This window comes from Enterobacter sp. MGH85 (assembly GCF_001037655.1).
In the GTDB taxonomy this organism is placed as follows: Bacteria; Pseudomonadota; Gammaproteobacteria; order Enterobacterales; family Enterobacteriaceae; genus Enterobacter; species Enterobacter intestinihominis.
Genome location: NZ_KQ089925.1, coordinates 834863 through 847258 on the forward strand (window position 1 = coordinate 834863; position 12396 = coordinate 847258).

At 59.3% G+C, this 12396-nt stretch carries 13 protein-coding genes; 1 reads left to right on the top strand and 12 read right to left on the bottom strand.

Annotated features, from left to right (window positions below; all coding sequences use genetic code 11):
- The first annotated feature begins 118 nt into the window (after positions 1 to 118).
- On the top strand, positions 119 to 1024 hold the full coding sequence (locus tag SK51_RS03905) for an EamA family transporter (protein ID WP_048206600.1): 906 nt from the start codon (positions 119 to 121) through the stop codon (positions 1022 to 1024).
- A gap of 112 nt (positions 1025 to 1136) precedes the next feature.
- Here the strand turns inward: SK51_RS03905 and nepI are convergent, their stop codons facing one another.
- From nepI to SK51_RS03960, 12 genes are all read right to left on the bottom strand, one after another.
- The gene (gene nepI, locus SK51_RS03910; protein WP_023298972.1) at positions 1137 to 2327 is read right to left on the bottom strand and encodes a purine ribonucleoside efflux pump NepI; all 1191 of its coding nucleotides are present in this window, start codon (positions 2325 to 2327) and stop codon (positions 1137 to 1139) included.
- Between the two features lie 100 nt (positions 2328 to 2427).
- A complete protein-coding gene (locus tag SK51_RS03915) occupies positions 2428 to 2880 on the bottom strand; it encodes a DUF1198 domain-containing protein (RefSeq protein ID WP_023305150.1) in 453 nt (150 codons plus the stop codon).
- Positions 2881 to 3031: 151 nt separating this feature from the next.
- Positions 3032 to 4036, bottom strand: a complete 1005-nt coding sequence (locus SK51_RS03920) for an alpha/beta fold hydrolase (protein WP_023305149.1) — start codon at positions 4034 to 4036, stop codon at positions 3032 to 3034.
- Positions 4037 to 4197: 161 nt separating this feature from the next.
- Positions 4198 to 5589, bottom strand: a complete 1392-nt coding sequence (uhpT, locus tag SK51_RS03925; protein ID WP_023298970.1) for a hexose-6-phosphate:phosphate antiporter — start codon at positions 5587 to 5589, stop codon at positions 4198 to 4200.
- Positions 5590 to 5721: 132 nt separating this feature from the next.
- Positions 5722 to 7032 carry an MFS transporter gene (locus SK51_RS03930; protein WP_023305148.1) on the bottom strand — a complete coding sequence of 437 codons (1311 nt, stop codon included), beginning with the start codon at positions 7030 to 7032 and terminating at the stop codon, positions 5722 to 5724.
- The gene (uhpB, locus tag SK51_RS03935) at positions 7025 to 8530 is read right to left on the bottom strand and encodes a signal transduction histidine-protein kinase/phosphatase UhpB (RefSeq protein ID WP_023305147.1); all 1506 of its coding nucleotides are present in this window, start codon (positions 8528 to 8530) and stop codon (positions 7025 to 7027) included. The genes SK51_RS03930 and uhpB overlap by 8 nt, the downstream gene beginning before the upstream one ends.
- Positions 8527 to 9120 (bottom strand): response regulator transcription factor UhpA, encoded by a 594-nt coding sequence (gene uhpA / locus SK51_RS03940; protein ID WP_022646555.1) that lies wholly within the window; start codon positions 9118 to 9120, stop codon positions 8527 to 8529. The genes uhpB and uhpA overlap by 4 nt, the downstream gene beginning before the upstream one ends.
- A gap of 125 nt (positions 9121 to 9245) precedes the next feature.
- On the bottom strand, positions 9246 to 9533 hold the full coding sequence (ilvN, locus tag SK51_RS03945; protein ID WP_048206601.1) for an acetolactate synthase small subunit: 288 nt from the start codon (positions 9531 to 9533) through the stop codon (positions 9246 to 9248).
- Between the two features lie 3 nt (positions 9534 to 9536).
- Positions 9537 to 11225 carry an acetolactate synthase large subunit gene (gene ilvB, locus SK51_RS03950; protein ID WP_032676730.1) on the bottom strand — a complete coding sequence of 563 codons (1689 nt, stop codon included), beginning with the start codon at positions 11223 to 11225 and terminating at the stop codon, positions 9537 to 9539.
- Between the two features lie 106 nt (positions 11226 to 11331).
- On the bottom strand, positions 11332 to 11430 hold the full coding sequence (gene ivbL / locus SK51_RS23830; RefSeq protein WP_057979964.1) for an ilvB operon leader peptide IvbL: 99 nt from the start codon (positions 11428 to 11430) through the stop codon (positions 11332 to 11334).
- 146 nt (positions 11431 to 11576) lie between these two features.
- Positions 11577 to 11996, bottom strand: coding sequence for a helix-turn-helix domain-containing protein (locus tag SK51_RS03955; protein ID WP_023305145.1), 420 nt, complete (start codon positions 11994 to 11996; stop codon positions 11577 to 11579).
- Entirely contained in the window at positions 11993 to 12307 is a 315-nt protein-coding gene (locus SK51_RS03960) for a type II toxin-antitoxin system HigB family toxin (RefSeq protein ID WP_023302825.1), read from the bottom strand. The genes SK51_RS03955 and SK51_RS03960 overlap by 4 nt, the downstream gene beginning before the upstream one ends.
- Between the last annotated feature and the right edge of the window lie 89 nt (positions 12308 to 12396).

A 12396-nucleotide genomic window follows, 5' to 3' on the forward strand; every position in this document is an offset into this window, starting at 1 on the left:
TTACCCGGCCTACGGTTTTCCCCCTCTCCCCGTGGGAGAGGGCAGGGGTGAGGGCATCAGGCCGCACACAACCATGCTATGCTGTTGGCCAATTAACGACAACATAACAGGGGAGAACATGGGTTCCACACGCAAAGGGATGCTGAACGTCCTGATTGCCGCCGTTTTATGGGGCAGTTCCGGCGTTTGTGCGCAGTACATCATGGAGAAAAGCCACATTTCTTCGCCTTACCTGACCATGGTTCGCCTGCTGTTTACCGGCGTGATCCTGCTGACGCTCTCCTTCGTTCACGGCGACAAGATTTTCTCGGTCATCAAAAACCGCAAGGACGCCCTCAGCCTGCTGTTTTTCTCACTGGTTGGCGCGCTCACCGTGCAGCTCACCTTCCTGCTGACGATTGAAAAATCCAACGCCGCTACGGCCACCGTGCTTCAGTTCCTGTCGCCAACCATCATCGTGGCGTGGTTCGCCCTGGCGCGGAAAACGCGTCCCGGCATATTTGTCTTATCCGCGATTTTGACATCGCTTGTGGGTACCTTCCTGCTGGTGACCCACGGCGACCCGACGTCGCTCTCCATCTCGCCTGCCGCACTGTTCTTCGGTATCGCCTCGGCGTTTGCTGCGGCGTTTTACACCACCTATCCATCAACGCTTATCGCCCGCTACGGCACGCTGCCGATTGTCGGCTGGAGTATGTTGATTGCGGGACTAATGCTGACGCCGTTCTACGCCGGACGCGGCACCACCTTCGCCATTGACGGCGGCCTGCTGCTGGCGTTTTTCTACCTGGTGGTGATTGGCACCGCGCTGACGTTCAGCCTGTATCTGAAGGGCGCGCAGATGATCGGCGGGCCGAAGGCAAGCATTTTGAGCAGCGCCGAACCCCTGAGCAGCGCGCTGCTGTCGGTGGTTTTGCTGGGGGTGGCATTCACCCTGCCGGACTGGCTGGGAACGCTGCTGATTGTGTCGTCGGTGGTGCTGATTTCGATGGATTCACGCAGAAGGGTTAAGGCATCGGCGTAAGCGAATGTCCCCTCACCCCGGCCCTCTCCCCAAAGGGGCGAGGGTGAAAAGACAGCACCGAGCAGTCCCCTCTCCCCTATGGGAGAGGGTTAGGGTGAGGGGGAAAATTGACTTACTTCGCCTTAACCTTCCCCGCCACCAGCAGCGCGGTCAGCAGCATCAGCGTACCGGAGATCACCAGCGGTGACGTCAGCCCCAGATGGTCGAGCGCTACGCCGCCCACCGCCGCGCCGCAGGTGTTCGCCAGCTGGATCACCGCCACCTGAATCGACCCGGCTTTTTCCGCCTGATCGGCAAGCGAGCGGGTGATCCACGTCGACCAGCCCACCGGCACCAGCGCAAAGGCAAAGCCCCAGACAATCGCAATCGCCGATGCGACCCACTTGTCGCTGCCCCACAGCACCAGCACCGCGGCACTGATCGCCAGCACCAGCGGCGCACCCGCCAGCGCCACCTTCAGGGAGCGTTTCAGGAACTGAGACGACAGTGAGGTGCCGACGAAGCTGGCGATACCGAAGCTCAGCAGCACCAGCGTCAGGCCATCCACGTCAAAGCCCGCCATGGTCATATACACCGGGCGAATATAGGTAAAGAAGGCAAACTGCCCGGCAAAGGCCATGAAGATGGCGGTCATCCCCGCCAGCACGCCCGGACGCTTGAGCAGCGCGAACATGTTCTGTTTGTGGTGCGCCGCTTCACCCGGCAGAGACGGTAGCGCTTTCCACACCCAGATAATGCACAGCACGCCCATCACTGCCGCCGCGTTAAAGACGTTACGCCAGCCGATAATCCCACCAAGGAAGCTGCCCAGCGGCGCGGCAATCACCAGCGCAATAGAGACCGCGCCGAAGATAACGGACAGCGCTTTTGGCACGGTGCGCGCGGGCACCAGGCGCATGGTCAGCGAGGCCGACATCGCCCAGAAGCCGCCTAACCCCAGCCCCAGGCAGGCGCGACCCAGCAGCAGCAGGGTGAAGCTTTCAGCGAAAGAGACCAGCAGGCAGGAGAGCGTCAGCAGCACGCTGAACAGAATGACCACTTTACGACGGTCAATGGTGCCAATCGCCTGGGTGATAAACAGGCTGGCGAACATCGCCACAAAGGCGGTGACGGTCACGGACTGCCCGGCAACGCCCTCGGAAATGCCCAGATCCTGCGCCATCGGCGTCAGCAGGCTGACCGGCAGAAACTCAACGGTGATCAGGCAGGCGACGCAGAACGCCACGGAGAAAACCGCCGACCAGTTGGGGCGAGACACCTCTTTGGCCTGCGGCGGAGTCGTGGGCTGGATATGTTCTGTCATGGCATCACCTGAGATAAAAACGTGCGGAAAAGTCGCGCAGTTTATCATCAAAAGTGTGACGGATTTAACGATTTGACAACTTTTGTGGTTTTAGAGGGGATCAGTGCAGATAAAACACACCTTCTTCCGGCAGAAATAGCTGGTTATAGCGCAGCTGGAAGGCGTTCAGCTCCTGCGGATCGGGCTCCATTTCGCGCATAAAGCCAAGTGCCAGTCGAATTTGCGCATCGGTAATGGGTGCGGCAAGGCGGGCTTTACGCAGCATACGGTGCCAGGTATGCAAATTCTCTTCACTGCCGTCGACAATGCAGACCTGCCAGATGAGCAGCACCTGCGCCGCATTTTGCAGATGTGCCTCGTCGGGGCGCTCAAGGTAGCGGATAAACTCATTGCCCGGCGTTTTACCGAACTGATCGATCATCGACTCGACTGGCATCAGGGTGATGCCCAGCCGCTCGCTTAAACGTTTGATGGCGCGGCGGGAGTCTGAGGTCAGGACACGAAATCCAACCACAAATACCACGGCAAGCGTTGCCAGCATTATCCAGACCATGCGTTCTCCTTAGACTAGCCGCCCATCATAGCGGGAAACGCAGCGCGTCAACAGCGGGAACGGCCAGAATAGTGAACCGAAAAAAGCTGGATAATTGCGATGAAAGCAATCCCGCGCAGGCGTGGCTGCGCGGGCTGTTGCTGGAGACCCGTCAGCGCGCCTGAAGCCCTTTCAGCAGCGCGTCGTGGAAACGTTCAGGATCCTGCATCTGCGGCGCGTGGCCCATGTCGTTAAACTCGACCAGCGTCGCGTGCGGAATGCGCTTCGCCGTCTCTTTGCCCAGCACCGCGTAATTGCCGAGCGTCTTGCGGATCTCCGGTGGGGCGAGATCTTTCCCGATGGCGGTATTGTCCTTCGTGCCGATCATCAATAATACCGGCATCTTCAGCTCGCTAAATTCATAGACAACCGGCTGGGTATAAATCATGTCGTAGAGCAGCGCCGAGTTCCACGCCACGCGAGCTTTGCCCGGCCCGTTGTTCAGCCCGGCGAGCATAGTGACCCAGCGCTCGTACTCCGGTTTCCACTCCCCGGCGTAGTAGGTGTTTTTCTCGTACTGACGAATACCGTCGGCGCTAACTTTCAGCTCGCGCTGGTACCACTGGTCGACCGTAATATGCGGCACGCCGCGCGCTTTCCAGTCTTCCAGACCAATCGGGTTCACCATCACCAGCTGCTCCACCTGCTGCGGCCACATCAACGCATAGCGGGTTGCCAGCATGCCGCCGGTCGAATGTCCTATAACCGTCACGCGCTCGACGCCCAGCGTTTTCAGCAGCGCGTGGGTGTTATCCGCCAGCTGCTGGAAGGTGTACTGGTAATGCTCCGGCTTGGTGGATTTACAAAAACCAATCTGGTCAGGGGCGATCACGCGATACCCACCGGCCGACAGCGCGCGGATAGTGCCGTCCCAGGTGCCAGCACAGAAGTTTTTGCCGTGCATCAGCACCACGGTGCGGCCGTTGGGTTTTTCCGGTTTCACGTCCAGGTAAGCCATATCCAGAGGCTGGTTCTGCGAGGTAAAGGTAAAGTGTTTTACCGGCCAGCCGTAGTCAAAACCTTCCAGCTTCTCGCCGTAGGTGGGGGCATCTGCGGCCATTGCGGGAGACGCCAGCGCTATCAGCAGCGCCAGGCAGGACAATCGTCGGGTTAACATGCAAGCTCTCCGTTAGCAAAAGGGCTAAGGCTGCACGAAAGGCGGCAGCAAAAACACTGTAGAGCATAGAGAGGAGCGAGTGTGTAAAGCGGAGTAAAGGTAGGCCGTGCAAAATAAAAAAGCCCGGCATCACACACCGGGCAAAGAAGTTACCTGCACACTCAGGCTACTTTTAATTTCTGCGCACGATTCTCACGGCGGATCTTACGCTCTTCCAGCACCGCAACCATCGCCATCAGGACGATACAGCCAATCGCAGCGGCATCCAGCGCGGCGAAGGTGCCCGCCCAGCCGGTAAGGCCGAAAATCGGCGTGCCGTCGGCGATCATCCCCAGACCCAGCTTGGCGAAGCTGTCGCCGATCAGGTAGGCGAAGGTGCCCTTAATCCCATCGGCGGCGCCGATCGCTTTTTTCGGGACGAAGCCCACTGCCGCCACACCGATCAGTAATTGCGGACCAAACACCAGGAAGCCGAGCGCGAACAGGGACGCCAGGTAAATGTACTGGTTGCTGGCGTGCTGGTAGACGCCAAGGGTGGCGATAATCAACGCCAGCGCGACGCAGGCCACCAGCGCGCGGCGGCCATTGGCGAGGTCGGAGAGCCATCCCCACAGCAGCGTGCCGACCAGCGCGCCCACTTCAAACAGGGTGAAGCCCTGAATCGCCACTTCTTTAGAAAGCTTCAGCTCCTGGAAGGCATACACTGTGGACCACTGGTCAATGCCGATACGCACCACGTACAGGAAGATGTTCGAGAAACAGAGCAGCCAAATCACTTTGTTTTTCAGCACGTACTCAACAAAGATCTGCCATTTGGACATCTCGTTTTCTTCGGTCTCTTTGTCCTCTTCGCTGATCTCTTCCCCGAACAGCTCTTCGGCTTTGCCGAGGCCGTACGACTCCGGGGAATCGCTGCCGTAGCGCAGGCCGATAAAGCCAACAATCAGGGCAATAATCGACGGGAAGATAAACATGCCGATGACGTGGCCGTCGAACAGGTAGTTCGCGCCGAACAGCGCCACGCCTGCCGCACCAGCTCCGCCGAGGTTGTGGGAGATATTCCACATGCCGAGGTACGACCCCCGCTTGCGGCGCGGCGTCCATTTGGTGATGGTGGAGTAGCTGCACGACCCGCCGGTGCTCTGGAAGAAACCGCTCAGGGCGTAAAAGGCGATCATCAGGAACAGGCTGACGGAGCCCGCACCCATGCTGGCGCTGAAGCCGAGCATACAGATGGCAGAGAGGATCAGCATAAACGGCAGGAACTGCTTGGTGTTTTTGCCGTCCGCATAGTAGGAAACGACGGTTTTACCCACGCCATAGGTGATGGAGAAGCCCAGGCCAATCATCCCCAACTGCGTCATGCTCAGCCCGTAGGTGGAGATCATGTCGTTCTGCGCGATGTTAAAGTTTTTGCGGATCAGGTACATGGTCAGGTAGCCGATGAAGACCACCAGATAGGACTGCATGAACGGTTTGAACCACATTTTGCGCCGCACATCGAGCGGCAGATCCAGGGTCGGCTTGCGCACCTGATTTAAGAAGGCCAGCATGACTGAGTTACTCCTGAGCTGATTTTTGCAGCATTGTAAAAACCAGCCAGGAGAGATGCCTGAGACAGCGTCCAGGTGAAACCGGGAAAATTTCTTAGTTTTGCGCGACTCGGCAGCAAAAGGTGAGGCGCGTCACGCTTCGCGCGGTGCCTGCGCGTGCAAAAACGGCAGCAACAGCAGGGCGGAGATGCCCGCCGCGATGGCGATCACCGCGAAGAACCCGCTCCAGTGCCAGATGTCGATCACCCGCGCCAGCGGCCAGCCGGAGAGCGATGCGCCGAGGTAGGCAAACAGCCCGACAAAGCCCGTCGCCGCGCCTGCCGCCTCTTTGTGGGAGCACTCTGCCGCCGCCATGCCGATCAGCATCTGCGGGCCAAAGACGAAAAAACCGATGGTGAAGAAGCACGCCGCCTGCATCACGTAGCTGGCGAACGGCATCAGCCACAGCGAGCCGACGGAGAGCAAAATTCCGGCGGCGAAAATCAGGTTCATCGGCCCGCGGTTGCCGTTGAAGAGCTTGTCCGAGCCCCAGCCCGCCACCAGCGCGCCGATAAACCCGCCCAGTTCAAACATGGTCACTGCCGAGTTGGCGGTCACCAGATCCACACCGAGCGTCTCGGACATGTACAGGTTGCCCCAGTCGTTGATGGCCGCGCGCACCACGTAGACCAGCACGTAGCAGAGCGACAGCAGCCAGATGTAGGGGTTTTTCAGCACGTATTTGGTGAGGATCTGCTGGCGGGACAGCCCGGCCCCCTCCTGCTGCTGGGCGATCTCCATCTCGTCGTGCCGCCAGTCGCCCACTGGTGGAAGGCCGACGGTTTGCGGCCTGTCGCGCAGACGCCAGCAGAGGAACAGCCCGGCAACAATCGCCAGGCCACCCGCAATCATCATCCCCGCGCGCCAGCCGTAGTGCAGCGCGGCAGCCCCCACCACCATCGGGATCAGCGCCCCGCCGACGTTATGCGCGGTATTCCATATCGCCCACCAGCCGCCGCGCTCGTTGCGTGAGTACCAGGCGGTGAGCAGGCGGGCGCAGACCGGCGCGCCCCAGCCCTGGAAGAAGGCGTTCAGCGCCCACAGCAGGGCGAAGGCCCAGAGCGAGGTGGAGAAGCCAAACAGGATGTTCACCACGCCGGTGGCGATCAGCCCAACGCCCATGAAATAGCGCGCATTGGAGCGGTCGCTGACGATGCCGGAGAAGAACTTCGACAGACCGTAGGTGATGTAAAACAGCGTCGCCAGCAGGCCGATATCGGTGCGCGTCATCACGCCGCTGGCGAGAATTTCCGGCGCGGCGGCGTTGAAGCTTTTGCGGGTGAAGTAGAACAGCGCGTAGCCGAGCCAGATGGCGATCAGAATATGGCGACGCCAGTAGCGGTAGCGGGCGTCGATTTCCGCTTTGTCGCCAATCGGCGCGACGCTGGCAGGGGTTTTAAACATGATAACTCCGTAGCGGCAGGCTGACGCTGACGCGCGTCCCGTGGGTGCAGGAGAGGCTCAGCGTGCCGCCCAGCGCCTTCACGCGCTCGCGCATGCCCGCCAGGCCAAAGCCCTGCTGCCCGGAGCCCGGCGGCAGGCCGCAGCCGTCGTCTTCAATCACCAGCATCAGGCGCTCGTCCTGCTGCCAGCCCTGGATCGTGACCGCGCTGGCACTGGCGTGCTTGACGATATTGTTCAGCCCCTCCTGACAGACGCGGAACAGGGTTACGCGCTGGCCTTCGCTCAGGGCAGATTCGTTAATTCGCCAGTCGAGATGGCTGACAATGCCGCGGCTTTCCAGCTCCATCTCGCGCATCAGAGAGCGTATCGCCTGCTCCAGCGAGAGATCGTCAAGCTGGCGCGGGCGCAGCCGCCCTAACAGGCGACGAACGGAGTCATAGACTCCCAGCGAAAGCTGTTCGATATGCGCCCCGCCCTGCTTCACGCCCGCGTTTTCTGCCGCCAGGCGCTGAACAATGCCCGCCTGGGTGCGGATGGCGGTAATGGTCTGGCCGATGTCGTCGTGCAGCTCGCGGGCAACTTCCTGCCGCACGCTCTCTTCCGTCTCCAGCAGACGCTCCGCCAGACGGCGGTTGCGCGCCAGCTCGGTTTGCAGGGACTGGTTCAGCTCGCGCAGGCGCTGAATGCCCGCCCCCAGCAGCAGCCCGGTCAGGCTCTGGGCCAGCAGCGAGAGCAGCAGATCCACCGGATGGTCGTGCCAGGTCTGGCTGGCGATCAGCGCGATGGCGTTCATCAGGGTCGCGATCAGCGCCCCCTGCCAGCCGTAGTGCCAGGCCAGGGCGATAATCGGCAGCGCCAGGCAAAACGGCGTGAAGCGTGAAAGCTCGGCGGGCAGACCGAGCTGAAGCCAGAGGCTCACCACGAACAGCAGCAGATACCAGATGAGATGCCGGGCGCGCCAGTTCACCGGTTGGGACACGAGCCCCGGACCAAGCGGCTGCCAGACGGTACTGGAGAGATAGTGCCAGAAAACCAGACAGGTCGGCGCCAGCGTCAGGCCGCCGGTGAGGGTGAGCAGCAGCGCGTTGAGCATCTCCTTGTCGCCAACCCACGGCAGGGACTGCAGCAGCGCGGCGGCAATCAGCGCCGCCCCCTGGCGCAGCAGCGTGCGCCAGTCGCGCTGGTGACGGTAGCGGGAAATCAGGGCGACCGGGATAAGCGTGAGCAGGCTTCCGGTCATCAATAAAGGCAGATGCGCCAGCGCCACTTCCTGCGCCAGCCAGATCAGCATCAGCCACTCTGCACCGAGCAAAACGGGCCAGTATCCGCGCGGGCACTGAAGCATCAGTCCCAGACGCAGGCCAAAGGGGAAAAGCAGCACCGCCAGCTCCGGGCGTTCCACCAGATGCAGGCTGATGCTCCACAGGCAGAACCATGCGGCGGAGAAGATAAAAAAGCTGGCGACGACGGCGATCAGCCGTGAAAAAACGGGACTCATTGCCAGCTGTCAAACATACGGCGCGCCAGCTCGACATCGTTACTGACGTTGAGTTTTTCCATCAGGTTGGCGCGATGAACATGCACGGTTTTCGGGGACAGATCCAGCTCCGCGGCAATCTCTTTCACCGACATGCCCTGGGCAAGTTTCTCTGCCACCTGACGCTCGCGTCTGGTGAGCGGATCCTGCCGTCCCGCCGCCAGCTTGATGGCGATATCGGGCGTCAGGTAGCAGCCGCCGGTGGATACGGTGCGCACGGCGGCAATCAGCTCGTCGGGGCTACAGCGTTTAGAGAGGAAGCCGCGCGCGCCCGCGTTGAGCGCCTGCTCGACCAGCGCCGGGCTGTCGTGGACCGAGAGCATAATGGTCGCCATCCCTTTCGGCAGCTGGCTTAACAGCTCCAGCCCGGAGAGATCCGGCATTGAGATGTCGCAGATACAGACCTGCACCCCGCGTCCCGGCAGGCCCGCCAGCGCCTCGCGACCGGAGCCAAACTCGGCCACGACCTGAAAATCCGGTTCGAGGTTTAAAAGCTGGGCAAAGCCGGAGCGGACGATAAGGTGGTCGTCGATAAGGGCGATGGTGGTCATGGTTTGATCCTGATGCGTGAACACGCCGGATGGCGGCGTAAACGCCTTATCCGGCCTACGTGTAACGTCCTTGCAGGCTGGATAAGCGCAGCGCCATCCGGCAAAAGCCTTTTACCTTAAGTGATTTAATCGAAAAACACCGCAATTTTGTTAAACATGGTGGGATCGGACTGGTTGCGTGCCACTTTGGTGACATCTTCCAGCTTGTCGATCTGCGCCATCATCTGCTCCAGACGCTGGTCGTCGTTCACCAGTAGCCAGATGCGGCTGTGCTCGCTGCCCTGAATCGGCAGGCACAGAATGCCTTCCACGTTAAACGCCCGTCGGGCAAACAGCCCGCAGACGTGGGTCATGACGCCAGGGTGGTTGCGGACGGTGAGTTCCAGAATGACGTTATCATGTTGTTTCTGCATGGCTTATTCCCCCACCATCTCAGTATTGGCCGCACCCGGCGGCACCATCGGATACACTTTTTGTTGCGCGTCGATACGCACGTGGATCAGCGCCGGGCCAGGGCGAGAAATCGCATCCTGCAACGCCGCGTGGGCATCTTCTTCGGCGTTCAGATCGCAGGTGTGCAGGCCAAAACCAGCGGCAATCTGCATGAAGTTGATCATCCCCGGATAGGTCGCCGCAAACACGCCCTGCTTGTAGAACAGGCTCTGCTGCTGGTGTACCAGGCCCAGCGCCTCGTTGTTCATCAGAATGATTTTGACGTCTAACTGGTTTTCGGCTGCCGTCGCCATCTCCTGAATGTTCATCATCAGGCTGCCGTCACCGGAGAAGCAGATCACCTTACGGTCCGGGTTGGCGAGCGCCGCGCCAACCGCTGCTGGCAGGCCGAAGCCCATGGTGCCAAGGCCGCCGGAGGTCAGCCACTGGCGCGGGCGGTTAAGCGGATACGCCTGTGCGGTCCACATCTGATGCTGGCCGACGTCGGTAGTGATAATCGCGCTGTCATCCACGCAGGCCGCAACGGCGTTGATAAGACCATAGTGGCTCAGCGGGTCGCCCTCGGTTGGGATAGCGCCCGGGAACTCGCGTTGCAGATCGGCTACCAGCTGGCGCCAGTCGGCGCGGTCGTTTGCCTCCGTCTGTGGGATCAGCTGTGCCAGCACCTCGGTAACGTCGCCCTGAATCGCCACGTGCGGCTGCTTGATTTTACCCAGCTCGGCGCGGTCGATATCCACATGAATGATTTTGGCGTTCGGGCAGAACTCCTCGGTTTTGCCAATCGCCCGGTCATCAAAACGCGCCCCCATAACAATCAGCAAATCCGCCTCTTGCAGGATGTAGTTGGTGCTGCGCGCGCCGTGCATGCCCAGCATCCCTAAAGACAATGGGTGCGCTTTTGGCAGCATGCCGAGCGCCATCAGGGTCATGGTGGTAGGCAGGCTGGCTTTTTCAGCGAACTGACGGATTTCATCCGCGGCGTTGATCGCCCCGCCGCCCAGATAGAGCACCGGGCGTTTCGCCGCGTTAATCATGGCGGCGGCATCGCGCACGCTCTCAGCGCTGAATTCCGGCGCCGGGGCACGCTCGCCCGGCTCCGGCAGCACGTCGATCTCAATATCTGCGGTCTGGACATCCTTAGGAATGTCTATCCACACCGGACCCGGGCGGCCAGACTGGGCAATGCGAAACGCATCGCTGATCACCTGAGGCAGCTCGCTGATATCGCGAACTAAATAGTTATGTTTGGTGATGGGGATAGAGATGCCGTAGGTGTCCACTTCCTGGAACGCATCGGTACCGATCATCGAGGACGGCACCTGGCCGGTAATGCAGATCAGCGGAATGGAGTCGAGGCGCGCATCGGCGATGGCGGTCACCAGGTTAGTGGCGCCCGGCCCGCTGCAGGCCATACAGACCGCCGGTTTACCCTGGGTACGCGCCATGCCCTGAGCGATAAAGCCTGCGCCCTGCTCGTGGCGCGCCAGCACGTGGCGGATCTGTGTGCTTTGGCTTAACGCATCATACAGCGGCAGCACGGTCCCACCCGGGATGCCCGCAACGGTGGTGATGCCCTGTCGTTCCAGTAAATGAACAATCAGCTGCGCGCCGGTGAAACGCGTTTTTGTGGATGTTGTGCCCGAACTTGCCATGCTCCAGTCCTTTTCTTCTGGGCCGACTTTCCGGGGAGGCTCTTAAACGAAAAACCCCGCCCGGTTTGCGCCGGCGGGGTTTTGGATTCGTGTGTTGATCCAGTCCCTACGGCGCATTGCCGACGACCACCACCACACGCACGACGACCACTGCGGCAGGTTGCGCAGTTTTTAGTAGGGTCGAAGTGAAGATGGATGAAGTCATTGGGGACCTGTGTTTGGAATCATTGATAGAATTTATACAAACACAGGTTTTCGGATGTGACAATGGAAATATTTTCAACTGCGCAAAAATGCGTCAGGGATCACGTTTCGTTTGTTGGGTGATGACACTCAATAAAGGGTTTTTACTCACTCAATAAATAGCGCAGGTGATACCCCAAATCTGACCGCCAGCTTTTTAATATGGTTCAGAGTAAGCTGTCTCTGACCATTCAGAACCCGTGAAACCATCGATTTACTACCAATTTCATCCTTAAAATCCGATATCGTCAGATTGTATTGATCCATCAAGGTTCTCAAAACTGCAATTCCGACGGGAACAGACTCCATCTCCTTGCGTAATGCGACTATCTCTGGCCGATTAGCTTCGTAATGGCTAATTCTGGCGCAAACAATATCCAGCAAGGGGCTATTGGGCTCGTTCATAAGGAGATACTCAACCAGCTCAAGCGCATCCTTATAATCTTTCTCGCTCGGCTGTTCACCCAGTAAAGGAACGGCCGCAACAAGGGCGTGCGTAGCTTTCATTGCATCAGCGACGATCATCATTTCTTCCCCTTAGTGCGATGTTTCTCCGTAAAACGGTCATATTCCTTATGAGTAAAAACATGGCGCACATAAAACTTTTGGCTTTCAAAGAATATGAGAGCCACTACTCTGAGATTGTTATTTGCAATATCAATAACATAATGCTTATCAAGATACTTGAAGTTATCCAGCGTTGGGAAAAGTTTTCTCAGTGCAGCGGGCGTCGGGCAGTGGCTCTTTTCAATAACTCGTCCTAAAAAGAGAAGCTCTTCTCTGTGTTGCGGGAACTGGCTTACCGCATCCAAAATTGCCTTCATTGAGATTAAATGCATCCTGCTTGCCTGCCGCGTCCGTTGCCATTATGGCAACGATAACACCTATTGCCAATAAGTCAACGGAGGATACTATTTTCACTTCGTCA